Origin of the sequence: Hyphomonas polymorpha PS728, assembly GCF_000685315.1 — a bacterium.
Classification (GTDB): Bacteria; Pseudomonadota; Alphaproteobacteria; order Caulobacterales; family Hyphomonadaceae; genus Hyphomonas; species Hyphomonas polymorpha.
Genome location: NZ_ARYM01000001.1, coordinates 48128 through 70162, shown reverse-complemented (window position 1 = coordinate 70162; position 22035 = coordinate 48128). Strand labels below are relative to the sequence as shown.

The window sequence follows — 22035 nt, the reverse complement described above, 5'->3', positions numbered from 1 at the left end:
TCTATTGCCCCCCGGGTGTGGGGCTGGCCTCGGGAGGCGCGGCCTGGGCGGCGCCGTCATCCGGCGGGCTGGCAGCGGCGGAGGGCTCAGGCTGCGGCGCGGGCGCCGGCTGGGTTTGCGGGGCGCGCGCCGGGGCGGCCTCCGCGGAGGGCTCTGCAGGCGTTTCCTGCGGCGGCGGCGCTTCGGTAATGGGCGCCAGGATGACCGGCGGCTGGATCATGCGGACATAGGTGCCGCCATGATCGCGCATGGCGAGGCGGACACGCCAGCCACTGGTATCGTTGCGGGCCGAGCCGACCACCAGGCCGCGCGGATAGGCGCCGCCATCCCCGGAGGTGAGGATGCGCTCGCCTTCCACGAAATCGGCGTCTTCGGGCAGGTCGCTGAGGCGGCCGCCTTCCCGGTCCTGGCCATACATGATGGCGCGTACACCGGAGACCTCTCCCAGAACCGGCAGGCGGCTGGAGTAATCGCTGATCAGCAGGATGCGCGAGGACCGCTCGCCCAGATGCACGACGCGGCCGACCAGCCCGCCTTCATTGACAGCCACCGCGCCCGGCTCAACCCCCTGAAGGCGCCCGGCATTGGCCAGCAGCGTCTGGGAGAACGGCCCGTCGACTTCGGTGGTCACCCGCGCGGTGACCCCCTTCTCCGGGGGCTCGCCCATCAGGTTGAGGATGCGCTCATAGGCTTCGAGGCGATCAGCCATGGAGATGGCGGCGGCCTTGTAGCGGGCGAGATCGCGGACTTCGTTTTCAAGCTCGCGGATGCGGCGCTCGCGCTCGGCCTGGCCGGTGACCCGGGCCCAGAGGCTGATCTCGCTGGGCGCGCGCAGCCGGTCGCTGACCGTGGTGCGGGCGGGGACGAAGAAGGCGGAAATCTGCGGCGCGGTCTGGGCGAGCACCAGCGCAAACGCGGCCGCCATCAGCACGCCAAGCGTCAGCCGGCGCGCCCCGCGAGCCGCAGTTTTCTGACCTGATGGTCCGAAGCGCGCCATCTATTCTGGCTCCCTCGCCGTCCGCGCTGCCCGCGACTCAGACTTCCGGGCAGAGGACGCTTTTCATTTTTGAATAATTTTCGAGGACATGGCCACAGCCATTGACCACACATTTCAGCGGATCGTCCGCGATCATCACAGGCAATTGGGCCTGGTTGCGGATCACCGCGTCGAGATTGCGCAGGAGCGCGCCCCCGCCGGTCAGCACGATACCCCGGTCCACAATGTCAGCGGCGAGTTCCGGCGGCATGGCTTCGAGCGCGATCTTCACGGCATCGACGATGTCGGTGACCGGCTCCTTCAGCGCTTCGGCGATCATCGCTTCGGTGATCTCGGTTTCCTTCGGAACGCCGTCCAGCGTGCCGCGGCCACGGACGGTGAGCGCCATGCCGGTGCCGTTTTCCGGCGGCATAGCGGTGCCGATCTCTTTCTTGATCCGCTCAGCCGACATTTCGCCGATGAGGATTTTCTGCTCGCGGCGCAGATAGTTGACGATGGCCTGGTCCATCTTGTCGCCGCCCACGCGCACGGAGCGCGAGTAGACGATGCCGCCGAGCGACAGCACGGCGACTTCCGAAGTTCCGCCGCCGATATCAACGACCATCGAGCCGGCCGGATCATCGATCGGCAGGCCGGCGCCGATTGCGGCAGCCATCGGCTCTTCGATGAGTTCAACGTGACGGGCACCTGCTGCCAGGGCCGACTGGTGGATGGCGCGGCGCTCAACGCTGGTGGCGGAGCTGGGCACGCAGATGATGATGAGGGGGGACACGAACGCCCGGCGGTTATGAACCTTCCGGATGAAGTGCTTGATCATTTCCTCGGCGACTTCGAAGTCTGCAATCACCCCGTCGCGCATGGGGCGGATCGCCTCCATGTTAACAGGTGTCTTGCCGAGCATGTTTTTCGCCTGCTCGCCGACCGCATAGACGATCTTGCGGCCGCCTTGCGTCATGTAGGCGACGACGGAGGGTTCATCGAGCTGGACGCCCTGACCCTTCACATAGACGAGTGTGTTTGCGGTCCCGAGGTCAATGGCCATGTCTGTGGACAACAGGCCGAGGAGGCTACCGATCATGCTGTTCTCAAGCTCTTTCTGAAACGGTCCGGATCGTTCCGTCCGACAACGCGCGCATTCCTGATATCAGCCCCATACATCATGTGCCGTTAACGCCGCTTTAAAGCAAGGTCCGCTCATCACATAATCGGAACGAACCGTTCTTATATTGGGGATGCACTGATTCCAAAGGCCGTGAGCGCTGCCTTGGCCGTTGCCTGCGCAGCAGGCATGGAACGCAGCGTACACTAAATGTAAACAGTTTGCGGAATTTTGTTAACCTTTGGCCTCCCGGCGGAGGAGGTCTCGTGAGCCTGAGCGGAAGATGAACGGTTCGTTCGGATGGCGTTTGCCTGGCATGTGGGAAGGTGATCCTGCAGCGCCGGAGAAGGCAAGCGCACCACGCTTCAACCCCTCTCCCAGCCGTAATGCGAGTGTTCGCCGGACGCCCCCTGCCCTCCCCGGGCGCCGGCTTCAGCCTCCCGGCGCTGCAAACCTCCTGAAGCTTCGGATCAGGCCTTTGTGACGAAGGTAGCGATCACCTTCTTGCGGCCTGTCTTGTCAAAATCCACCGTCAGCTTGTTGCCCTCGGTGAAGGCGACGCGGCCATAGCCGAACTTGTCATGGAAGACGCGGGCGCCGGTGATGAAGCCGGAGGTGCCCGACGCCGTGGCAGTGAGCCCGGCGGCGTCGCGCGGGGGCGTGCCTGTGGGTTTGCCGGCGTTTTCCTTCAGGCGTTTCCAGCCGGGGCTCTGATAATCGGAGCGTTCGCCCAGATCCTCGATCGTGCCGGTGAAGGCATCTGAGCCTGCCGGGAGGCCGGAATAGCCGGTTTCGGAGACGGCATCGACATGTTCGGGCGGCAGCTCGTCAATGAACCGGCTGGGCATGACGGCCTGCCAGCGGCCATAGATCTGCCGGTTGGCGACGAAGGAGATGTAGCAGCGCTGCCGGGCGCGCGTGATGCCGACATAAGCGAGGCGGCGCTCTTCCTCGAGGCCCTTGAGACCGCTTTCATCCAGGCTGCGGCGGGAGGGGAAGACCTCTTCCTCCCAGCCGGGCAGGAACACCATCGGCCATTCGAGGCCCTTGGCGCCGTGGAGGGTGAGGATCTGCACCTGATCTTCGCCGCTGCCGCCGGCGGCGGCATCCATCACCAGTTCGATGTGTTCGAGAAAGCCTGCGAGCGAGTCGAACTCGCCCATGGCGCGGACGAGTTCCTTGAGGTTATCGAGCCTTCCCTGCGCCTGCGGGCTGCGGTCTTTCTGCAGCATGTCGGTATAGCCGGACTCTTCCAGGATCATCTCGGCGAGTTCGGTATGGGGCATGCCGCCGGCGAGCTTGCCGCGCCACATGTTGATCTGGTCGATGAACTGGGTGAGGCCGCGTTTGGCGGCGCCTTTGATCTCGTCGGTCTGCAGGACCATGGGCGTCAGCACGAAAAGGCTGCGCCCATCGGCGCGGGCATAGGATTGCAGCTTGGCGAGGCTGGCGTCCCCCACCCCGCGCTTGGGTTCGTTCACGACGCGCTCGAAGGCAAGGTCGTCGTCTGGTGAGCGGATGAGGCGCAGATAGGCGAGCGCGTCGCGGATCTCGGCGCGCTCGAAGAAGCGCGGGCCGCCGATCACGCGGTAAGGGATGCCCAGAAGGATGAAGCGTTCCTCGAAGGCGCGCATCTGCCAGGAGGCGCGCACCAGCACGGCGCAGTCATCATGCTTGCCGCCCGAGCGGACCCAGCTTTCAATGTCATCCGCGATCAGGCGGCTTTCCGCCTCGCCGTCCCAGAGGCCGCGCACCTTGACCTTGGGCGCGTCGGCGTCCTCGTTCACTGCGCTGTCATTGCCGACATAGAGCGCCTTGCCGAGGCGGCCCTTGTTATGGGCGATGATGCTGGAGGCGGCGGCCAGGATATGCCGGGTGGAGCGGTAGTTGCGTTCCAGCCGGACCACCTTGGCGCCGGGAAAATCCTTCTCGAAGCGCAGGATGTTATCCACCTCCGCCCCGCGCCAGCCATAGATGGACTGGTCGTCATCGCCCACGCAGCAGATGTTGCGGGAGCCCTGCGCCAAGAGGCGCAGCCAGAGATACTGGGCGACGTTGGTATCCTGATACTCGTCGACCAGAATGTAACGGAAGCGCTGGTGGTATTCCCGCAGGATGTCCGGATTTTCCTGGAAGATCGTGATATTGTGGATGAGCAGGTCGCCGAAATCGCAGGCGTTCAGCACTTTCAGGCGCGCCTGGTAGATCTCGTAGCATTTGATCGCCTTGCCATTGCCGAAGAGCTCCGCCTCTTCCGGCGGCACACGGTCCGGTGTCAGCGCGCGGTTTTTCCAGCCATCGATGAGGCCGGCGAGATAGCGCGGTGTCCAGCGCTTGGGGTCAAGGTTTTCGGCCTGGACGATCTGTTTGCAGAGGCGGATCTGATCGTCGGTATCGAGGATGGTGAAGCTGGATTTGAGACCCACGAGCTCGGCATGTTTGCGCAGTATCTGGGCGGAGATGGAGTGGAACGTTCCGAGCCATCTCAGCCCCTCGCCGGCGTCTCCCAGGAGGTGCAGCGCCCGCTCGCGCATTTCGCGGGCGGCCTTGTTGGTGAAGGTCACCGTCAGTGTCTGAGAGGGAAAGGCAAGCCGGGTGGCGATGATATGGGCGAGGCGCGTGGTCAGCACGCGGGTCTTGCCGGTGCCCGCGCCTGCGAGCACGAGCAGCGGGCCATCGGTGTGCAGCACAGCCTCGCGCTGCTCCGGGTTCAGCCCCTTGAGATAGGCGGCGCCCTCCCCCGCTGCGGCAGGCGGACGGGCGGCGGCCATCTGGCTGATCGAAAGACGATTCGGATTGGAACTCATCAGGAACATATAGCAGGCCCTGACATAATGGGCAGGCCAGACTGCATTTTGTGAACCCGATTGTATGTGATGCGTTAGGTAAGAATGCCGGACCTCAAGCTCCCCCGCGCCGTTACCGTTGCGTTTTCCGTGATCGTTACCCTGATAGGGGCGCTGGTGCTGCTGCTGGCATTGATGACCTTTCCGCCCATCGGCACGCCGGTGACCAATATGGCCCTGGGCGTTGCCGGACCTGACGGGGCCTCCGTGAGCCGCGCCCATACAAGATTTTCGTCGCTGAACACGGTTGTCTTTCAGGGACTTGAGGCGGACCGGGCCGAGATTTCTTCGGGATCCGTGCGGCTGAATTTCTTGGGGTTTCTGCCTCGTGTGGCATGGATTTCCCGCGCCGAGGCACGCGACGGGTTCATTGCGGTGGAGCGGGGACAGGACCGGGATGAAGGCATCACGATCCCGCAGGTGCGGCGGCTGATCGACGAAGTGGCGCTGACTGATATTGACGTGCGTTATACCCGTCGCGGCGAAACCAACGTGATCAGCATCAGTGAGGCGTCCGGCTCCCTTCGCGCGGGCTCTGTGCAACTGAAAGCGGCTGGTGGGCGCTCGGAACTGGAGTTTGCAGGCAGCGCCGAGGCCTCCACCCTGAACGCTCTGGCTGGCCAGTTGCGCCTGCGCGGCGAGAATTTTGCCGATTTCGCCTGGGTGGCCGGCTTTGCTGCGCCGAACACGCCGCCTTATGACGCGGTGGCCGACATCCGAATTGAGCGGAACCTCTGGACCATCGATTTCCAGCCGGACACGAGGATCGGGGATAGCGACCTTGCCGGGCCACTGACCATACGCACGGGCCAAGACACGCCGATGATCGAGGCGGACCTGCGCTCAGCCAATCTCGACTTTGACGATCTGGGCATCCTCTTCGGCATCCCGATCGGCGTGGGGGCAGATGAAACCGCCAATGAAGAACAGGCCGAAGCCCGCGCCGCACTCGACGCCAGCGGGCGGCTGATCCCCGACGCAACCATCGATTTCACGCGGTTGGATGCCGTTGATGGCACGATCCGTTTCGCAGCCGATGAGGTGAGCGATGCGATCTTTGATATCCGGGGCCTGAAGCTCGAATTCGAGATCGAAGGCCGGGTGGTGCGCGCGCCGGTTCTGGAGCTGAGTTTCGCCGAAGGGCAGCTGGCCGCCTATGTGACGCTGGACGGGTCGCAATCGCCGGCCATGACGACCGCCGAGGGCGAGCTTACCGGCGTGCCGTTCAACAATCTTGCCGCCGATCCCTATGTGCGCGGCACCGCCTATGGGGAGTTCAAGCTGGAGGGGCGCGGCGATGGCTTCCGTGATACGGCGGCCACCCTGGACGGACGGGTCTCACTCTGGTCGCAGAACGCGCAGTTGCTGGCGCTGGTGGCCGAGGCCTCCGCGCTCGACATTCCCAACACGCTTGCGCTGCTGGACGAAAACGAAGGCGAGCAGACCTATGCGCCGACAAGCTGCGCGGTCGCCTCCCTCGCGCTTCAGGAGGGTGTAGGGCGGGCCGATCCCGTTCTCTTTGATACCGAGAAGCGGCTGGTGGTGGTGACGGGGGACGTAAATCTCGGCAATGAAACCATCGATCTCAGCGTTCAGTCTGACTCCAAGGATCCGTCCTTCGCGACGCTTGCAGTGGACGTTAAGGTGGGGGGCACGTTCCGGTCGCCGGAGCTGTCTGCTCTCGGCCCGGAAACGGTTCTGCAGATCGGGGCGGCGGCCGTGCTCGGCAGTATTACCGGTGGCCTCGCCGCCCTGCCCTTCATCGAACTGGGCGAAGCCTCGGATGCGCCGTGCGCGGATATTGTCGCCCGCGCAGAACAGACACGGGAGTAAGTGTTCCGTTTGCCCGCCCCCTCGTTCGGGGGAATTGACCTGTTTGCGGCGATTGTGACGCCTGTAGAGGTAACACACCCGGGCGGCGCCATGCACTCTTCCCCTTCCAGGACAGACTTCCGCTTCAGCCTGGCCGACCGGCTGGGCATTGCCCTTGCCACGGCACTGATCTGGCTGATGCTGGTGGGCATGGCGTGGGCGGCAACTGTCCTCCTGCTCAGCGGCGAAGGAGCGGCAGCGCTGGCGCTCGGCGGGGCCGCCCTCCTGTTCTTGCTGCTGGGCAACATCATCCTGCGGGACTGCCTGATGCGGTGGCGCTGGCGGATCCTGCTCGGCGACGCGCAGGCAGCGCTGCTTCTGCCGCCCGGACGTTTGCTGTTCGGCCCGGTCCCGGCCGTGATGGAGACGCTGAGCTCTGCCGCCATCCGGCAGATCGAATGGCGCGAGGAAGTCACTTCCAGCCTGGGGCTGACGACCATCAACCGCGTCTACGGTGTGCGGCTCAAGGATGGGCGCGTGATCCTTCTGGGCGAAGACCGGCCGATCCCGAAGACCAGCAGCTACACCAAGCTTATGAGAGACGCCGCGGACGCGCTGGCGAAGGCGGCCGGCGTGCCGGTGCGCCAGCTTGAGAAAGCCCGGGGAGACGGCGGCTTCCTGACGCTGTGGGGCGCGCGCCGGCCGGACTGGCCGGGCACCCATGCAACGCCCTGACCCACCCGGTGGCCATGCCGGAAGCCGGCGCGATCAAACCACCTCTGCGACGGCACGCGACAGCGCATCCGGCCCGAGACCGCGCCGCCTTGCCTCAGCCAACCAGTATTGCTGGCGGATTGCAGGATGCTTCAGATCGATAGTTCCTGCAGGCGTCCTGAACAGGAAAGCGAGATATTTGTAGTATCCAAAAGCCATGGCACCGCGCACGTCGATGTCTTCTTCCCGAAGCGCCGCGACACTTACCTTTCTTTCGGTGAACCGCACGCCGTCCTTGCCGACATGGGATATGCCGACAAGCACGGGCGACACCTCAGGTGTCAGGCCTAGAAGCTTCGGAAAGAGCCGCTCCTTGATATCAGCCACCTCGCGATAGGCCCGCTTGCGCGCCGTGAGGGCGCCCAAGGGGCCAACGATGTTGGCGAGCGCGCCGGAGAACAAGGAACCGAAAATGAAGATGAAGAAAATGCTCAGAGAAAGAATGGAGCCCAAGAGAAAAAAGCCGAGGACCGCAGTGGCTATATAGAGCCATGGCAGGCGAGCCGTGGTTTCCGCGATCATGCGCCGCTTTATGTCGATGAGCTTTAGCTCGTGAGAGATGTCTTCCAGAACATCATCTATTGTGCGCACGCGCGGCGTTCTTTCAGCCCCGGCTTCCCCGCCGCTGCGATATTGTGACCGTCTCGACATACTGCCCCCTTCAGCCTCGGAAAGCAGTAGAACAGCGGCGGACCTCCCTGCAAGCCCTGAGATTGCAGAGATCAGCCCTTCCTGAACGCAATGGTTACCTGGCCGATTTCGATGCCGTAGCGGGTGACATAGGCGCGGTTGAGAAGCACATCGTCCTGCATCAGGAACATCCAGTCATTGAAGCCGACATTCCAAATGCTGCCGCCGACCTTCAGGTCGACCTTGTATTTCCAGTTGAAGGCATTGCCGGAGACTTGCCCTTCGGCGATGCCGGTGACGTCCCCTGCCGTACCGCGATACCGTCCGTCGCCGAGGACATCGATTTCCCAGATGCGGGTTTCCCGCTCACCATCATCATAGAAAAACTCTTCGGTGAGCGTCAGGCGGTCGCCTTCCAGCTCACCCACAATGTCCACCTTGAACTGGCGGCGGACCTTGCCGAACCGATCCTCGAACAGGCCGTAGGCGGTCGTCTCGCCGAGAAAGTATTCCTCCAGCACGAGCTGGCGCGGGGCGGCCTGGAATTGTTCGAGGGAGGAAGAAGAGGCGCAGGCTGTGGCCGTTGCCGAAGCAACGCCGGCAGCCAGCACATTCGCAACGCGGCGGGCATTGGGCATGAGTCAGGTCCGGTCTGCGGGTTGAACTTGTTCTCCCTTACGCAGACCGGACCCGACTGGATTTCCCGGCAGAGGCGCCGTCTCAGAAAAGCGTGGCAAGCGCCTTGCCGTTATAGTCGGCAATCTCGGCGAAACGGCCTTCCTTGATCTTCCTGGCCCATTCGGGGTCTTGAAGGATGGCGCGGCCGACGGCGACGAGATCAAATTCTCCCCGGTCGAGGCGTTCTTCGAGGTCGCCCAGCGAACGCTGTGACGCGCCCTCGCCGGCGAAGGCCTTCTCGAAATCACCATTGAGGCCGACCGAGCCGACCGTGATGGTGGGCAGGCCGGTCAGCTTCTTGGCCCAGCCGGCGCCATTGAGGCCGTTTTCGCCGTCGACATCCGGGAATTCCGGTTCCCAGTAGCGGCGCTGGGACACGTGGAGACAGTCAACGCCCGCGTCCACGAACACTTTCAGGAAGGCTTCCAGCTCCTGCGGGGTGGGGGCGAGGCGTGCGGTATAATCCTGCTGCTTCCACTGCGAATAGCGCAGGATGATCGGATAATCCGGGCCGACTTTCTTGCGGATCTCGCGGATGATGTCGCCGCCAAAGCTGGCGCGGTCGGCCAGGCTGCCGCCGTATCTGTCGGAGCGCTTGTTCATCGCGTCCCAGAAGAACTGGTCGATCAGATAGCCGTGGGCGCCGTGGATTTCGAGCGTGTCAAAGCCCAGACGCTTGGCGTCTGCCGCGGCATCGGCATAGGCCATCACCATATCGTCGACCTCGGCGGTCGTGGGCTCGGGCAGGATCTGCTTGCCGGTATGGGTGATGCCGGAGGGGCTGTCGGTCGGCGCGTCCGGCTCTGGCCCTGTGCCGGTCTTGCGCACCATGCCCTGGTGCCAGATCTGCGGAGCGATCTTGCCGCCTTCGGCATGCACCCTGGAGACGACGCGGGCCCAGCCATCAAGGGCGTCGGCCTTGTAGAAGTTGGGAACGTTGGGGTCGTTGGAGGAGCCGCCGCGGCGCACGGTGGTGCCCTCGGTGACGATCAGGCCGACATCGGCCGCCGCCCGGCGCGCATAGTAATCCGCCACATTGTCCCCCGGCACACCGCCCGGCGAATAGGAGCGCGTCATTGGCGCCATCACGATACGGTTGGGCAGTTCCAGGTTTTTCAGCCGGAAGGGCGTGAACAGGGTCCGGGTCATCAGCTATTTCCTTGCGCTTTTGCAGGCGATGAGTTGGGCAAGTGTCCGGTCTGCGTCAACCATTGACGTTAAAGGAATGCAGGGGCACGCCTGAACGGACGCTTTAGTGGGGATAATAATGCGACATCTGTTTGTTCTGCTCGGAGTTCTGAGCGCTGCGGCCGCCTGCCAGACGCCGGGATATGATTATGCCGCCCGCGCCGCGCCAAACTATGCCGAAGCGCTGAATTATACCGATGTCGGCGTGGGCCGGTTCCGGGGGCCGGCGGGCGATGTGGCCGAGGCAGAGTTCCAGGCGCTGATCGACAATACCCGGCTGGAGGGCGCGCCCTGGTTTACCGTGATCGACCCCGGCCGCCCCCAGGGCATCTATGAAGGCGAAGTGCTGATCGCCGGCTTCAACCGCGAGACCAGCTTCAAGCGGGAGCGGCGCTGCGACAAATACAAGGGGCTGTTCGACTGCGAGCGGCATGTCGTGATCGAGATGCGCTGCCCGAAAGACATCGTGGATGTGACCGTGAGTGCCACGCTGGTTGATTTCCACACGGGCCGGGCCGTGTTCACCTCCACCCAGGGCGGCGCCACCGAGCGCGAAGACTGCTATGATGTGGCCGAATATCCCGACACGGATCAATCCACAGGGCCGTTCGGAGAGGTCATCCGCGAACCCCTTCCCCAGTGGGATGCGCCGATCGGCATGATCGCCGACGCTGTGGCCGCGGCCATCCCCGGCTTCCGCCGCGACATTGCCCCCTACATGACAACATTGCGGGCAGAGATCGTGGAGAAGCCGCTGGTGCCCGAGGAGGCGGGCGATCCGCGCTTTGCCGCTGCCGTGAAGGCCACGCGCCGCGGCGAATACATCGGCGCCTGCGCGCAGTGGCAGGAACTGGCCACTGCCTATCCCAAGGCGCCCGGTATCCTGCATAATCTTGCCGCCTGCACCGAGGCGCGCGGCGATCTGGCCGGGGCGCACCTGCTCTACGCGCAGGCAGCCGAAATCGCGCGCGGCATTCCCCTGCTCAAGGACAAGGATGCCCAGCCGATCTTCGACGCGCTCGGGCGCATCTCACAGGGACGGTATGAAAACAGCCTGATTGATCAGGTTCAGAACCCGCGCAGGTATTGATTTGTCCCGGAAGGGATCAGCCCTGAAAGAGGCCAATCAGAGGGATGCCTGCGGCGCTTGCTTCAGCCGCGATGCCCCAGATGACGCCTGAGCCAAAGGCCGTAAGGGCAAAGACCGTCTTGAGCATGACACGCTTGAACATGGACGGCCCTCCCGCACTGATACAGCCGGTGATTTCAGTGCAAGTTCCGGGCCTGTCAACGCTTTTTTAACCTTCCTTGCCAGGATCTTGACGGCGGTGCGCATCCGTTAACTTTTTGAGCTTCTCTGTGCGGGCTTGGTCCAGCGTTTTCTCAGCCTTGGTGCGGCCGAATTTGGCGCGGTTTTCCTTCGCGCGCTGTTCCTTGCCAGCCTTCTCTTTAGCCTTGCGGAACTTGTTAAGATTGACCGGATCGCTCATGCGCGCGCTGCCACGTCAGCCGGGAGGCGCGCGTCCAGCCTGGCTTTCACCTCTGGCCACTCCGTATCCAGAATGGAGAAGAAAGCCGTATCGCGCACAAATCCGTCGGGCAGCGTCTTGTGATTGCGCAGCACCCCTTCCAGCTTCGCGCCAAGTTTCAGCACAGCCGCCTTGGAGCGCTCATTCCGGTTATCGACCTGATATTGAACCCGCCGCGCGCCCCAATCCTCGAAAGCATGACCCATCAGCAGCCGTTTGCAGGACGGATTGATCACCGTACCCTGAGCTTCCGGGGCATAGCAGGTCATGCCGACCTCGACGCTCTTGTTCCCCTCGCTGGGGTCCAGAAAGCTGGTGATGCCGAGGAAGGCGCCGTCTTCTGGCCGCGTCACGGCGAAGGGGATCATTGTGCCCGATTCTGTCCGCTTGCGGATGGCTTCAATCCATTCGCCCACCCAGTCTCCAGGGCCTCGATGTGACCACAGCCGGAAGATTTCGGGCGCGCGCTCAGCCAGCGCGTAAAGTTCCGGCCGATCCGCCCCGGCCACAAAAGGCCGCAGGCGGACAAACCGGTTTTCCAGCGTCAGCGCGCCGAGGCTCATTCCTTGTGGCTTTCCCGCCATTGTTCCATGGCCAGCGAGATGGCGAAGGTTTCCCGGTATTTCGGGCTGGAAGCCGGGCGCGGCGGGCGCACTGCCGTCATCGCCATGATCTCGGCCAGCTTGTTGTGCGCCGCGCCGGACTGCCCTGCCCCGATATAGGCGTGCAGTTCCACCAGCGCGGACGAGAGGGGGTCATGCGCGCGGATGACGAAATAGGGCTCATCCTCTGCCAGCTTGCCCAGCACATCGAACTGAGAGGGATTGGACTTCGAGCCGACGGGCGACTTGGACATGGGGCCTGACCTTTCTGGACGCAGGTGATTCTATTCCTGCATCCTACTCCCGGCCTGGCGCCCCGTCAGCCCGGACATACCGCCGCCTCAGCGGCCAGACCGGTCCACGCGCACGACGGCGCCGGTCATGCCGTCCACTTCGACGGTCATTTTCTGTCCCTCGGAGCTGCGGCCTTCGACGCGCCAGACGCCCCGGCGGGCTTCCACGCGCAGCACCTCCTGGACGCCCTGTGCCCGGGCGATGTCCACCGCCGTCGCGCGGGAAACCTGAAATCCGGCAAATGAGCGGTCATCGCCCCCGCGCTGGGCAATCGCGGGTGCGGCTGAGCCGGACGCAATGAGAAGGGCTGCAAAAAGTATACGGAGCCGGGACATGACAGAGTCCTCCCAAGTTTCAGCCCCTCTTATCAGCGCGGGGCCAAACGGCGGATGAACAAAGGGCAGTCTGACTGCAAGAAGTCAGATGCCGAAGAAGAGGCGATTGATGGCCTTGGCGATGGGGTATTCATAGGCAGCCAGACTCGTTTCGGCTGCCCCGAGATCGCCCCGATGCACGGCCGCCATCAGATGGGTTGCCACGAGAAACGCTTCACCGCCGATTTCGACCCTGGGCGTAACGACTTCGAGTTCCAGCTTTGCCTCTGCCGGGTAAAGCGGCGCGACCATCAGGGCCGGCCCCGTATCGAGTCCCGGATATTGCAGCACGACAACGCGCTGAGCCGTTTGCCTGATCCGATGAACGCTAAAGACCGCCATACCCTCAGAACAGCCTGAGCCCGTCAGACCAGAGGCCTTCTTCCTCGATCTTCCGGTGCCATGCCTCGATGGCAGCGCTGTTGCGTTCACGCCAGAGGCGCATTTCCTCGGCGCGGGTGGCAAGGCGGATCGCCTCTTCCGCCACGGCCGAAAGGTTGATGCCCACCGCCTTCGCCTCGGCCACGAGAATTTCGTCGACCGTGATGCTGACACGGGCCTTGGAGCGGTTGGGCGGGCGATAGGGCGAGTTCATACGCACAACTTATACGCATAAATGATGCGCAGGACTACCCCCGCCCGCCTCCGGCGCCTTATGCGGGGTCGGGCCCGATCATTTTTTCCGGGCGCACGATGGCGTCGAAGTCTTCCTCGGAGATGCCGAGGGCAAGGGCTTCGATTTTCAGGGTGGTGCCGTTCTTGTGCGCTGTCTTGGCGACCTTGGCGGCCAGATCGTAGCCGTATTTCTCCTTCAGCGGCGTCACCAGCATCAGCGAGTTTTCAAGGCCGCGCTGGATATTGTCGAGCCGCGGCTCAATGCCGACGACGCAGTTCTCGGTGAAGGACACCGCCGCATCGGCCAAGAGGCGGACGGACTGGAGGAAGTTGTAGGCCATCATCGGGTTGAACACGTTGAGCTCGAAATGGCCCTGGCTGCCGGCGAAGGCGATGGCGGTGTTGTTACCGGCGATATGGGCGGCCACCTGGGTGATCGCTTCGCACTGGGTGGGGTTCACCTTGCCCGGCATGATCGACGACCCCGGCTCATTCTCCGGCAGCGCCAGCTCGCCAAGGCCCGAGCGCGGGCCCGAACCGAGGAAGCGGATATCGTTGGCGATCTTGAAGCAGCTCATGGCGACCGTCGTGATCGCGCCATGGGTGAACACCATCGCGTCATGGGCGGCCAGCGCCTCAAACTTGTTGGGGGCGGAGGTGAATTTCAGACCCGTGATCTGCGCGATCTTCTGCGCCACCGCTTCTGCAAAGCCAGCCGGCGAGGCAAGGCCCGTGCCGACCGCCGTGCCGCCCTGGGCGAGTTCCATCAGCATCGGCAGCGTCATCTCAATGCGCTTGATGCCGTTCTCGATCTGCTGGGCGTAGCCGGAGAATTCCTGGCCGAGGGTGACCGGGGTGGCGTCCTGCGTATGCGTGCGGCCGATCTTGATGATGTCTTTCCAGGCGTTTGCCTTGTCGTTCAGCGCGTTGCGCAGCACCTGCAGCGCCGGGATCAGCCGGTGGACGACCTCTTCGGCGCAGGCGATGTGCATCGCGGTCGGGAAGGTGTCGTTGGACGACTGGGACATGTTCACATGGTCGTTCGGGTGAACCGGCTTTTTCGAGCCCATCTCCCCGCCCAGCATCTCGATGGCGCGGTTGGAGATCACCTCATTGGCGTTCATGTTCGACTGCGTGCCCGAGCCGGTCTGCCAGACGACGAGGGGGAAATGCGCGTCGAGCTTGCCCTCGATCACTTCCTCGGCGGCCCTGACGATCACCTTGCCCAGTTCGGGGTCCATCTTGCCGAGCGCCATGTTGGCTTCGGCGGCGGCTTTCTTGACGATGCCGAGGGCGCGGATGATCGGGGCGGGCTGCTTCTCCCAGCCGATCTTGAAGTTCCCCAGCGACCGCTGCGCCTGCGCGCCCCAATACTTGTCCGCCTCGACCTCGATGGGGCCGAAAGTGTCCGATTCTGTCCGGGTATTGGTCATGGGGTGGCTCCTGAAGCTCAGCTGAAGCAATGTCGCCGGGCGGTTTAGCCCCCCAATCCCCTGCCATCAAGCGGTGAGCCCGCCTCTTTCCCTCGGAGAATGGACGAGGCACGGCAGGTCTAGGCATCGCCACCGATCAAAGCTATCTTTGGTCTATGGCCGACACAGCTTCTCCGTCGAATGATCCGCTAGATGCCTTCCGGGCGCTGGAAGCAGATTTCACCGTCACGCCCGAGCATGATGCCTGGATGCAGGCAGAGATCCGCAAGACATTGAAGGCCAAGACAGATAGCCAGATGACGTACCGGCCTCTGGAAGCCGTGGCGCGCAGGTTCCTCCCCGATGCACATTAGGCTTTCGGCCGATGCCGAAGCCGATCTGGAACAGCTTGCTGAATGGCTCCAACCCCGCAGCGCGCAAGGCTTGGACCGCCTTCTAACCGCCGTCTTTACAACACTTGCGCAACTGGAGGGCTTTCCCCTGCTGGGCAGGGAAGGCCGTGTTGAAGGCACACGCGAACTTGTGGTGCCTCGAACCTCGCTGATCGTGATCTATACCCTGCCTGACGCCTACCATTTGGACGTCGAGCGCATTCTCGACGCCCGCCAGAAATATCCTCCGGAAGAGGATGGTTCTTTGAAATGATTTCAGACTGGATTTCCTCCGGCAAAGTCCGCGCGCGCATCACTGAGGATGGAGCGCTCGAAGTCTCCTGCACGGGGCTCACCACCCAGACGAAATACTATAAAACCCTGCTGAAGGAGTTCTTCCGCAAGGACTTCCCGCGCCTGCGGCCGGGGTATGGTGATTACAGCGTGCATATCGTGATGGAATATGCCGGCACGGCGCCCTGGATGGACCTCGACAATCTGGCCAAGGCCCTGCTCGACAGCCTCTGCGGCAATGTGTTCGAGGACGACCATCAGGTTGCCCGCCTGCTGGTCGAGCGGCGGCAGGCGGAGCGCGACGGGATCTGGATGCTGGCCGAAGCGATGGACGGCTAGAGCGCCCTCACCCCTCCACGATCAGCGTCTCCAGACCCCGGAAGAAGGGCAGCGGCCGCCAGGAAAGATCCTGCCCGGCAAGCTTGAGGTTGGGATACCGCGTCAGCAGTTTCAGATACACCTGCCGCGCCTCGATCCGCGCCAGCGGCGCACCGATGCAGATGTGCGCGCCGCCGCCGAAGGCGACATGGCCCGTGCGCTTGACGGCAATGTCAAACACTTCCGGCGCCTCGAAGATTTCCGGATCGCGATTGGCCGCCGGCAGCATCATCCAGACCGGCTGCCCCTGGCTCATCGGGCAGCCGCCCACCGTGCGTGCGTCCGGCACAATGCGGGACGACATGGTGACCGGCGCCTCATAGCGCAGCACTTCCTCCACCGCCTGCGAGGCAAGCTGGGGCTGGGCACGGAGCAGAGCCGCCTGGTCCGGATGGGTGAGGAACAGCCAGATGCCATTGCCGATCAGGTCTGTGGTCGTCAGGTTTCCGCCAACGAGCAGCCCCAACAGATTGGAGCGGAGTTCCTCGTCGCGCAGGTCTGCTTCGCCGCTCCCCTGCATCTGGACAAGGTCCGTAACCAGATCATCCTTCGGCGCGGCGCGGCGGGCTTCCATCAGTTCGGTAAAGTAGGCCATCAGCGCCATGCCGCCGGAGAACAGCTGCATGTCTTCTTCCGGCGTCCGCGTGGGTTTCAGACCGAGAATCACCTGTTCAGACCATTTTCGGAATTCAACCAACCGGTCTTCATCCACGCCCAGAATGCGCGAAATAACGAGAATGGGGATCGGCACCGCGATCAGCTCCATCAGGTCAAACCGGCCAGCCAAAGGCGCCGCATCGATCACCGAATCGATCATCGCCTCGATGTCCGGACGCATGCGGTGAATGCGGGCATAAAACGCTTTGGCAATCGGCAGGCGGACGCGGGAATGATCTGGATCGTCCAGGAACAACATGCTCAACGGGGCTTCCTGGGGAGGTTCCTGATCCTCGCGGGCGGCGCCCCCACCCGCCAGCGTGCCCCGCTCCGCCTTTGAGGGATGGCGCACAAAGCTGCGATCGTTCGAGGTCTCGCGGATGTCGCGATACCGCGTCAGCAACCAGGTCTTGATCGTCTCATCCCGCATCACGGGGCAGCTTTCCCGCAAGGCCTTGAGCAGAGGATGTGGATTGTCCCGCGCTGCCGGATTATCCGGCATCAGTTCCAGAATGGTTTGTGTCACGCCTTCCGGCGGCCGGTTCCCGTCAGCCATGGCCGGTTTCCTCCCAATGACTCTATGGGACTAGTGTAACCGATATCCGGAAGGTTGGCGCCCCATCACGCGGGGGCAGGCCCTATGGCTGGTGATTCCTGGCGTCTGCATCGCCCAGCGGCACCGCGCGCGGGATGCAGCTGGCGGTGGCCTGAGCCAGCAGCGTGCCATCTTCAAGACGCAACCAGCCTTCGGTAAAGATCGCCTGACGCCCCCGGCGGATGACCTCTCCCCGGCCGAGAATGCGCCGGCCGACCGGAACCGGGCGGATGAAGCTGATCGTCATCTGCAGCGTCGGCGCCATGGCTGGCCCATCCTGCACCATGGAGCCGGCAAGGCTCATCACCTCATCGAGCGCGGCGGTGACCATACCGCCCTGAGCGTCGCCTGCCGGATTGGAAGCCTCACGCGGCAGGAGGAATGCAGCCTCGCACCATCCGGCATCAACGTCCCAGCCAAGGGGCTCAAAGCCGAGAAACTGCGTGGCCGGCGGCATGTGGGAGGGATTGGAAAAAATCGCCTGCCAGTAGGCTGCCTTGTCGAAAGCCATGGACACTCAGAGCCGCTTGAAGGCCATCGGGATCGCGGTGGCCGTGGCGCGCGCAACGAGTTCGCCGTCTGCATCGAAACAGTCTGCCTCCATGAAGGCAGCGGATTTGCCGAGCTTCAGGATGCGCGCCTCGACGCTCGCCTTGCCGGGCATCAGGCGCTTCAGGTAGCTGGTCTTCATTTCCAGCGTCGGCGCCGTCATGGTGACATTGGACGCGATGATCACTGCCGTGCTCATGGCTTCGTCCAGCATGGCCGCGATGAAGCCGCCCTGCACCGCGCCGGTGGGGTTGGCAAAGCTCGGCGAAACGTCGAACTCCATCTTCACCCATTGCCTGTCCTGATTCAGGTCCGCCAGGCGCATACCGAGCGTCTCCGAACAGGGCGGGCGTTTCTTGGAATTCTGGAACCGCGCCAGCATTTCGGCGTCGGTAACGCGGGGTTTCTCTTCGGTGCTCAATGTGCCTGTCCGGGCTTACTTGCGCCGGAACGCATCGAGACTGACCACCGTTTCGCCAGCGGCCTTCTGCGTCGGCGCAGGCTCCTCAACCGGCGCAGCCGTTGCCGGGGCAATGACGCCGGCATCCTTGGACTGGGCTTCAAACGCGATACCGAAATTCACCGAAGGATCCACAAAGCGCGTGATCGCCGCCAGCGGGATCGACAGGTGCTGGGGCACGCCGGAGAATTTCAGCACGACTTCAAAATGCCCGTCATACACTTCCAGATCCCAATACTGGTGCTGGATCACGATGGTCATCTCTTCCGGGAACCGCTGCACGAGCTGGGGCGGAATCTTCACGCCGGGCGCCCGCGTGCGGAAGGAAATGTAGAAATGGTGCTCGCCCGGCAGGCCGCCATTGGTCTTCCCGCGGCGCAGCGCTTCGCGCACGACACCGCGCATGGCTGCCTGGGAAAGCGCTTCGTAACCGATATAGTCCGTCATGCTGGCGCTCTGCATCCCCGTTAATTTTTCGTTTCAGGTACAAACTAAGGCGGTGGCTTTAGCCTCGCAACGGGCTTCGCACAACGGGCGAGGTTTTTCTTTTCCCCAGCGCTTTTCGGGTGACAAGAACAGGTAACCTGCAGCGGGTGGCCAGTTGGGGAGTTCGCCTCTACTCTCCTGCGCAAACAGAGCCTGAAAACGGAGGAGGACCGCCATGCAGATGCCCAAAGAGGGCCGCCCCTGGGACGAGGTGCGCGCAGAAATGCTGAGCCGCGGCGCAGGCGATGTGGCCTGGCGGGAAGGCAAGACGGCGGTTTATGTCTTCAATGCAGGGGAGGATGTGCACGCCCTCCAGCATGAGGCTTATGGCCTGTTCATGGCGGAGAATGGCCTTGGCCCCCTCGCCTTCCCCTCGCTGGCACAGATGGAGAAGGATGTGATCTCCATGGCGCTCGGCCTGCTGCACGGCCCGGAGGGCGCGGCGGGCGCCATCACCTCCGGCGGCACCGATTCGATCACCATGGCGATCAAGACCGCGCGGGATTATGCCCGCGCCAATGGCAAGCCTAAGGACCGCGCCAATATCGTTATTCCCCGTTCCGGCCACCTGGCCTTCCACAAGGCCGCGCTGCTGATGGACATCGAAATCCGCAGCGTGCCCCTGAAAACCGATGGCAGCTATGAAGCCGACCCCGCCGCTATGGCGGAGGCCATCGACGAGGCCACGATCATGATGGTCGGCTCGGCCCCGAACTTTCCCCACGGCATCATCGACCCCATCGCCGAGCTCGGCAAAGTGGCCGAGGAGAAAGGCGTGTGGCTGCATGTGGATGCCTGCGTCGGCGGATACTTTGCCCCCTTCGCGCGGATGAACGGCGTGCCCGTGCCGGACTTCGACTTTGCCGTGCCTGCGGTGAAATCGATGAGCGCGGACCTGCACAAATATGGCTACTGCGCCAAGGGCGCCTCCACGGTCCTCTTCCGTTCAGCCGAGCTCTACAAGCATATGCCGTTCACCCTGCATGACTGGTCGGGCGCGCCCATGAAGACACCCACGCTGGCAGGCACGCGGCCGGGCGGCGCCATCTCGGCGGCCTGGGCGGTGATGAATGTGCTTGGCGTCTCCGGTTACCGGGAGAAACAGGGCCTCGTCTGCCAGACGCGGGAGCGAATCGAGGACGGCGTGCGCGCGCTCGGCTTTGAAGTGCTCGGGCGCCCGCTGCTCGGCCTCGTCGCCTTCCGCCATCCGGAAGCAGACACGCTCGCCCTTTACAGCGCGATGCGCCAGCGCGGCTGGTTCACCTCCTTCACCGTGGAGCCGCCAAGCCTGCACCTGATGCTCTCGCCCAAACATGCCGAAGTGGCCGATGACTACCTCGCCGACCTCGCCGCGTGTCTGGAGGCGGTGAAGGCCGGCAATACGGCGCCGAAGGTGGAAGCGCGTTATTCCTGACCCTGCAAATGTCCGGATTTGACCGTGAAAGGGGTTAGAGAGGGTGCAAGCGGAATTCTGGCTTGCGACTTCTTGAAGGATACAAGGCCATGACACGCACCTTCCTAGCTGCCGCTCTTTTCGCGGCTACGCTTTCACTCTCCGGCTGCGGCGGACAGACAGGTGAGACTGACGGTCAGAGCATCACCCGGGCGTCGTCAGGCAAGGACATGGCGTCTGCCTATGTCAAGGAGATGACCCGCGTGGCCGACGCGCTGGACGGTGTGACCGATGAGGCCAGCGCGCGCGCCGCAGCCGCGGAGATTCGCACCGCGGCGCTGGGCATGAAAAACCTGACGGAGGCCCTGGAAGGGTCGGGCATGAAACAGGTGGAAGCCGCTGCGGCCCTCAGCGCCCGCGCGCAGGATATCGGCGCCGCGCAGATGCGGATCATGGCGCGGATGAATGAGCTGCAGCAGAACAATCCTGAACTGGCGAGCCTCGTCGGCGAGGAAATCGACCGGCTGTCGGACTGATACGCCCCTATCGCGCCGCCGGGCAGCGCCCGCCGGTCACCTGCTCCACCACCGCCGGGTCGCCATCGGTTTCTGCCGGCTCGATGCCGAGCGCGCAGGCGATCATCAGATAGACGTTCACATTCTCGAACGGGGCGGTCATCTCCCCTTCCGGGAAGACCGGGCCAGCGGCGATGAAGGTGGCCGCCATGGTGGGATGGAGATTGTCATAGCCGTGCTGGCCGGGGATCGGCGCGCGCCAGCCGCCGAGATTGGCATTGCGCACCGACCAGCCCGGATCGGCCACGAGGAAGAGATCCGGCCCGCGCGTCGGGTGGTCGAAATGATAGTGCGCGGGCATCTCGCCGCGCTTGTAGACATGGATATGCTCGTCGAAATTCTTCAGGCCCTGATAGGCTTTCTCCAGCGCTTCGCCCTCGCCATAGATGTGCAGGAAGGGATGGTTGGAGCCGCCATAGGGGCCGTTGAACTGCGGCACGTTCAGCGCGGTGAGGTCCAGGAATTGGCCGATGTCCAGCACCTTGGCCGGATCCACCCACACCATGCCATGGTCTGACACCACGATCACGGTGGTGCGTTCCAGCAGGCCGCGCGCGCCCAGCCCTTCGACGAGCTGGCCAACATAGCCATCCACCTCAGCAACCGCTTCCTTTGCCTTGTCAGACCCCGGCCCGAAATAATGCGCGGCTGTGTCCACCCGGTCGAAATAGATCGCAGCGAAACGGGGCAGCTCAGCTTCGGGCGCATCATACCAGCCGAGCACTTCGTCCACCCGGTCCTGATAGGGCTTGTTGTGTTCATAGGGCGTCCAGCGCGTGGGACGCACGCCATCATGGGCCACTTCGGAACCCAGCCAGAACATGATGGAGGTGGGCAGGCCCTGCTTTTCAGCGGTGATCCAGATCGGCTCGCCCTGCCACCAGCGCTCCTCCTGCGGGCCGGTGGCGCGGTCGAACTGCTCGTCGGCGGCTTTGTCATAGGGATAGTTCTCCACCATCCCGTGATGCTTGGGGTAAAGGCCGGTCGCCAGCGAATAGAAGTTCACGAAGGTCACGCTCGGCATCACCGGGCGCATGGCTTCGGCCCGCACGCCGCGCGCGGCCAGCGCCTTGAGATTTGGCGCGTCCCAGCGGTCGATCATCGGCGGGTTGAGCCCGTCCAGCCCGATCATCAGCACCAGAGGCGCCTCGGCAACCGGCGGGGCCGCGTCTGTCTCGGTGATCTGCGGCGAGAGAAGCGATGCGGGCGGGGGCACTTCATTTTGCGCGGACTGGCATGCGGCCATCAAGACCGCTGCCACTGCCGAAATCATCCCTGCCCTGAACCGACCCATGCCCTGCTCCTCCGTGCCATCGGCAAACATGTTTCAGCCTTAGACCCTGAATGTAGCGGCGATGTGAAGCCCAGGAACTGAAAAAGGCGTGACGGCGAGGCTGAAAGCACTA

General features: G+C 63.6%; 27 protein-coding genes. 8 read left to right on the top strand and 19 right to left on the bottom strand.

The features are described 5' to 3' along the window. Position 1: 1 nt before the first annotated feature. The 3 genes from mreC to HPO_RS00410 form a co-directional block, all read right to left on the bottom strand. Positions 2 to 997 (bottom strand): rod shape-determining protein MreC, encoded by a 996-nt coding sequence (gene mreC, locus HPO_RS00420; RefSeq protein ID WP_051612113.1) that lies wholly within the window; start codon positions 995 to 997, stop codon positions 2 to 4. A gap of 37 nt (positions 998 to 1034) precedes the next feature. Next, complete coding sequence (locus tag HPO_RS00415; RefSeq protein WP_035593124.1) at positions 1035 to 2075, bottom strand: rod shape-determining protein; 1041 nt, start codon at positions 2073 to 2075, stop codon at positions 1035 to 1037. A 491-nt stretch (positions 2076 to 2566) separates the two neighbouring features. Further along, complete coding sequence (locus HPO_RS00410) at positions 2567 to 4912, bottom strand: ATP-dependent helicase (protein ID WP_035593122.1); 2346 nt, start codon at positions 4910 to 4912, stop codon at positions 2567 to 2569. 75 nt (positions 4913 to 4987) lie between these two features. Between HPO_RS00410 and HPO_RS00405 the strand changes: the two genes are divergently transcribed. Together HPO_RS00405 and HPO_RS00400 are read left to right on the top strand one after the other, a co-directional pair. Then, entirely contained in the window at positions 4988 to 6775 is a 1788-nt protein-coding gene (locus HPO_RS00405; RefSeq protein WP_241767840.1) for an AsmA family protein, read from the top strand. Positions 6776 to 6865: 90 nt separating this feature from the next. Further along, on the top strand, positions 6866 to 7489 hold the full coding sequence (locus HPO_RS00400; protein ID WP_035593120.1) for a hypothetical protein: 624 nt from the start codon (positions 6866 to 6868) through the stop codon (positions 7487 to 7489). Between the two features lie 33 nt (positions 7490 to 7522). Here HPO_RS00400 and HPO_RS00395 read toward each other — a convergent pair whose 3' ends face one another. From HPO_RS00395 to HPO_RS00385, 3 genes are all read right to left on the bottom strand, one after another. After that, the gene (locus tag HPO_RS00395; RefSeq protein WP_162173985.1) at positions 7523 to 8050 is read right to left on the bottom strand and encodes a hypothetical protein; all 528 of its coding nucleotides are present in this window, start codon (positions 8048 to 8050) and stop codon (positions 7523 to 7525) included. 200 nt (positions 8051 to 8250) lie between these two features. Continuing rightward, on the bottom strand, positions 8251 to 8796 hold the full coding sequence (locus HPO_RS00390) for a DUF3833 domain-containing protein (protein WP_035593116.1): 546 nt from the start codon (positions 8794 to 8796) through the stop codon (positions 8251 to 8253). A gap of 82 nt (positions 8797 to 8878) precedes the next feature. Then, positions 8879 to 9985: an NADH:flavin oxidoreductase gene (locus HPO_RS00385; protein ID WP_035593114.1), complete on the bottom strand. Its 1107-nt coding sequence runs from the start codon at positions 9983 to 9985 to the stop codon at positions 8879 to 8881. 118 nt (positions 9986 to 10103) lie between these two features. Between HPO_RS00385 and HPO_RS00380 the strand changes: the two genes are divergently transcribed. Continuing rightward, the gene (locus HPO_RS00380; RefSeq protein ID WP_035593113.1) at positions 10104 to 11114 is read left to right on the top strand and encodes a hypothetical protein; all 1011 of its coding nucleotides are present in this window, start codon (positions 10104 to 10106) and stop codon (positions 11112 to 11114) included. Between the two features lie 16 nt (positions 11115 to 11130). On the opposite strand, the gene HPO_RS21075 is transcribed toward HPO_RS00380, so the two are convergent. The 8 genes from HPO_RS21075 to fumC all read right to left on the bottom strand — a co-directional run bounded on the left by HPO_RS21075 (position 11131) and on the right by fumC (position 14871). After that, complete coding sequence (locus HPO_RS21075) at positions 11131 to 11256, bottom strand: hypothetical protein (RefSeq protein WP_255417580.1); 126 nt, start codon at positions 11254 to 11256, stop codon at positions 11131 to 11133. Between the two features lie 66 nt (positions 11257 to 11322). Beyond that, entirely contained in the window at positions 11323 to 11514 is a 192-nt protein-coding gene (locus HPO_RS00375; RefSeq protein ID WP_035593111.1) for a DUF4169 family protein, read from the bottom strand. Beyond that, the gene (locus HPO_RS00370) at positions 11511 to 12116 is read right to left on the bottom strand and encodes a GNAT family N-acetyltransferase (RefSeq protein WP_051612112.1); all 606 of its coding nucleotides are present in this window, start codon (positions 12114 to 12116) and stop codon (positions 11511 to 11513) included. The genes HPO_RS00375 and HPO_RS00370 overlap by 4 nt, the downstream gene beginning before the upstream one ends. Beyond that, the gene (locus HPO_RS00365) at positions 12113 to 12409 is read right to left on the bottom strand and encodes a hypothetical protein (RefSeq protein WP_035593107.1); all 297 of its coding nucleotides are present in this window, start codon (positions 12407 to 12409) and stop codon (positions 12113 to 12115) included. Before HPO_RS00365 ends, HPO_RS00370 begins: the two co-directional genes overlap by 4 nt. 87 nt (positions 12410 to 12496) lie before the next feature. Then, positions 12497 to 12784, bottom strand: a complete 288-nt coding sequence (locus tag HPO_RS00360; protein ID WP_035593105.1) for a PepSY domain-containing protein — start codon at positions 12782 to 12784, stop codon at positions 12497 to 12499. An 84-nt stretch (positions 12785 to 12868) separates the two neighbouring features. Continuing rightward, a complete protein-coding gene (locus HPO_RS00355) occupies positions 12869 to 13165 on the bottom strand; it encodes a CcdB family protein (protein WP_051612111.1) in 297 nt (98 codons plus the stop codon). Positions 13166 to 13169: 4 nt separating this feature from the next. Continuing rightward, positions 13170 to 13418 carry a type II toxin-antitoxin system CcdA family antitoxin gene (locus HPO_RS00350; RefSeq protein ID WP_035593102.1) on the bottom strand — a complete coding sequence of 83 codons (249 nt, stop codon included), beginning with the start codon at positions 13416 to 13418 and terminating at the stop codon, positions 13170 to 13172. Between the two features lie 58 nt (positions 13419 to 13476). Continuing rightward, positions 13477 to 14871, bottom strand: a complete 1395-nt coding sequence (fumC, locus tag HPO_RS00345; protein WP_035593100.1) for a class II fumarate hydratase — start codon at positions 14869 to 14871, stop codon at positions 13477 to 13479. Positions 14872 to 15026: 155 nt separating this feature from the next. On the opposite strand from fumC, the gene HPO_RS00340 reads away from it, so the two are divergent. From HPO_RS00340 to HPO_RS00330, 3 genes are read left to right on the top strand one after another with little or no spacing between them, the layout of a single operon-like run. Continuing rightward, positions 15027 to 15224 (top strand): hypothetical protein, encoded by a 198-nt coding sequence (locus tag HPO_RS00340; RefSeq protein ID WP_035593098.1) that lies wholly within the window; start codon positions 15027 to 15029, stop codon positions 15222 to 15224. Further along, positions 15214 to 15516: a type II toxin-antitoxin system RelE/ParE family toxin gene (locus HPO_RS00335; protein ID WP_035593096.1), complete on the top strand. Its 303-nt coding sequence runs from the start codon at positions 15214 to 15216 to the stop codon at positions 15514 to 15516. The genes HPO_RS00340 and HPO_RS00335 overlap by 11 nt, the downstream gene beginning before the upstream one ends. After that, the gene (locus tag HPO_RS00330; protein ID WP_035593094.1) at positions 15513 to 15875 is read left to right on the top strand and encodes a RusA family crossover junction endodeoxyribonuclease; all 363 of its coding nucleotides are present in this window, start codon (positions 15513 to 15515) and stop codon (positions 15873 to 15875) included. Before HPO_RS00335 ends, HPO_RS00330 begins: the two co-directional genes overlap by 4 nt. Before the next feature lie 7 nt (positions 15876 to 15882). Here HPO_RS00330 and HPO_RS00325 read toward each other — a convergent pair whose 3' ends face one another. The 4 genes from HPO_RS00325 to HPO_RS00310 all read right to left on the bottom strand — a co-directional run bounded on the left by HPO_RS00325 (position 15883) and on the right by HPO_RS00310 (position 18622). Further along, positions 15883 to 17127: a cytochrome P450 gene (locus tag HPO_RS00325; RefSeq protein ID WP_051612110.1), complete on the bottom strand. Its 1245-nt coding sequence runs from the start codon at positions 17125 to 17127 to the stop codon at positions 15883 to 15885. A gap of 82 nt (positions 17128 to 17209) precedes the next feature. Further along, on the bottom strand, positions 17210 to 17677 hold the full coding sequence (locus HPO_RS00320) for a PaaI family thioesterase (protein WP_051612109.1): 468 nt from the start codon (positions 17675 to 17677) through the stop codon (positions 17210 to 17212). Positions 17678 to 17683: 6 nt separating this feature from the next. Then, the gene (locus HPO_RS00315) at positions 17684 to 18136 is read right to left on the bottom strand and encodes a PaaI family thioesterase (protein WP_035593092.1); all 453 of its coding nucleotides are present in this window, start codon (positions 18134 to 18136) and stop codon (positions 17684 to 17686) included. Between the two features lie 15 nt (positions 18137 to 18151). After that, the gene (locus HPO_RS00310; protein ID WP_051612160.1) at positions 18152 to 18622 is read right to left on the bottom strand and encodes an SspB family protein; all 471 of its coding nucleotides are present in this window, start codon (positions 18620 to 18622) and stop codon (positions 18152 to 18154) included. A gap of 214 nt (positions 18623 to 18836) precedes the next feature. Here HPO_RS00310 and HPO_RS00305 point away from each other — a divergent pair, with 214 nt between their 5' ends. Together HPO_RS00305 and HPO_RS00300 are read left to right on the top strand one after the other, a co-directional pair. Beyond that, positions 18837 to 20075, top strand: coding sequence for a pyridoxal phosphate-dependent decarboxylase family protein (locus HPO_RS00305; protein ID WP_051612108.1), 1239 nt, complete (start codon positions 18837 to 18839; stop codon positions 20073 to 20075). An 89-nt stretch (positions 20076 to 20164) separates the two neighbouring features. Continuing rightward, the gene (locus HPO_RS00300) at positions 20165 to 20590 is read left to right on the top strand and encodes a hypothetical protein (RefSeq protein WP_035593086.1); all 426 of its coding nucleotides are present in this window, start codon (positions 20165 to 20167) and stop codon (positions 20588 to 20590) included. A gap of 7 nt (positions 20591 to 20597) precedes the next feature. Here HPO_RS00300 and HPO_RS00295 read toward each other — a convergent pair whose 3' ends face one another. Beyond that, positions 20598 to 21923, bottom strand: coding sequence for an alkaline phosphatase family protein (locus HPO_RS00295; RefSeq protein WP_035593586.1), 1326 nt, complete (start codon positions 21921 to 21923; stop codon positions 20598 to 20600). Positions 21924 to 22035: the final 112 nt, after the last annotated feature.

Bases quoted from the DNA above. Each gene is read 5' to 3' on its own strand.
- mreC (WP_051612113.1), bottom strand. From the start codon at position 997: ATGGCGCGCTTCGGACCATCAGGTCAGAAAACTGCGGCTCGCGGGGCG.
- HPO_RS00415 (WP_035593124.1), bottom strand. From the start codon at position 2,075: ATGATCGGTAGCCTCCTCGGCCTGTTGTCCACAGACATGGCCATTGAC.
- HPO_RS00410 (WP_035593122.1), bottom strand. From the start codon at position 4,912: ATGTTCCTGATGAGTTCCAATCCGAATCGTCTTTCGATCAGCCAGATG.
- HPO_RS00405 (WP_241767840.1), top strand. From the start codon at position 4,988: ATGCCGGACCTCAAGCTCCCCCGCGCCGTTACCGTTGCGTTTTCCGTG.
- HPO_RS00400 (WP_035593120.1), top strand. From the start codon at position 6,866: ATGCACTCTTCCCCTTCCAGGACAGACTTCCGCTTCAGCCTGGCCGAC.
- HPO_RS00395 (WP_162173985.1), bottom strand. From the start codon at position 8,050: ATGATCGCGGAAACCACGGCTCGCCTGCCATGGCTCTATATAGCCACT.
- HPO_RS00390 (WP_035593116.1), bottom strand. From the start codon at position 8,796: ATGCCCAATGCCCGCCGCGTTGCGAATGTGCTGGCTGCCGGCGTTGCT.
- HPO_RS00385 (WP_035593114.1), bottom strand. From the start codon at position 9,985: ATGACCCGGACCCTGTTCACGCCCTTCCGGCTGAAAAACCTGGAACTG.
- HPO_RS00380 (WP_035593113.1), top strand. From the start codon at position 10,104: ATGCGACATCTGTTTGTTCTGCTCGGAGTTCTGAGCGCTGCGGCCGCC.
- HPO_RS21075 (WP_255417580.1), bottom strand. From the start codon at position 11,256: ATGTTCAAGCGTGTCATGCTCAAGACGGTCTTTGCCCTTACGGCCTTT.
- HPO_RS00375 (WP_035593111.1), bottom strand. From the start codon at position 11,514: ATGAGCGATCCGGTCAATCTTAACAAGTTCCGCAAGGCTAAAGAGAAG.
- HPO_RS00370 (WP_051612112.1), bottom strand. From the start codon at position 12,116: ATGAGCCTCGGCGCGCTGACGCTGGAAAACCGGTTTGTCCGCCTGCGG.
- HPO_RS00365 (WP_035593107.1), bottom strand. From the start codon at position 12,409: ATGTCCAAGTCGCCCGTCGGCTCGAAGTCCAATCCCTCTCAGTTCGAT.
- HPO_RS00360 (WP_035593105.1), bottom strand. From the start codon at position 12,784: ATGTCCCGGCTCCGTATACTTTTTGCAGCCCTTCTCATTGCGTCCGGC.
- HPO_RS00355 (WP_051612111.1), bottom strand. From the start codon at position 13,165: ATGGCGGTCTTTAGCGTTCATCGGATCAGGCAAACGGCTCAGCGCGTT.
- HPO_RS00350 (WP_035593102.1), bottom strand. From the start codon at position 13,418: ATGAACTCGCCCTATCGCCCGCCCAACCGCTCCAAGGCCCGTGTCAGC.
- fumC (WP_035593100.1), bottom strand. From the start codon at position 14,871: ATGACCAATACCCGGACAGAATCGGACACTTTCGGCCCCATCGAGGTC.
- HPO_RS00340 (WP_035593098.1), top strand. From the start codon at position 15,027: ATGGCCGACACAGCTTCTCCGTCGAATGATCCGCTAGATGCCTTCCGG.
- HPO_RS00335 (WP_035593096.1), top strand. From the start codon at position 15,214: ATGCACATTAGGCTTTCGGCCGATGCCGAAGCCGATCTGGAACAGCTT.
- HPO_RS00330 (WP_035593094.1), top strand. From the start codon at position 15,513: ATGATTTCAGACTGGATTTCCTCCGGCAAAGTCCGCGCGCGCATCACT.
- HPO_RS00325 (WP_051612110.1), bottom strand. From the start codon at position 17,127: ATGGCTGACGGGAACCGGCCGCCGGAAGGCGTGACACAAACCATTCTG.
- HPO_RS00320 (WP_051612109.1), bottom strand. From the start codon at position 17,677: ATGGCTTTCGACAAGGCAGCCTACTGGCAGGCGATTTTTTCCAATCCC.
- HPO_RS00310 (WP_051612160.1), bottom strand. From the start codon at position 18,622: ATGACGGACTATATCGGTTACGAAGCGCTTTCCCAGGCAGCCATGCGC.
- HPO_RS00305 (WP_051612108.1), top strand. From the start codon at position 18,837: ATGCAGATGCCCAAAGAGGGCCGCCCCTGGGACGAGGTGCGCGCAGAA.
- HPO_RS00300 (WP_035593086.1), top strand. From the start codon at position 20,165: ATGACACGCACCTTCCTAGCTGCCGCTCTTTTCGCGGCTACGCTTTCA.
- HPO_RS00295 (WP_035593586.1), bottom strand. From the start codon at position 21,923: ATGGGTCGGTTCAGGGCAGGGATGATTTCGGCAGTGGCAGCGGTCTTG.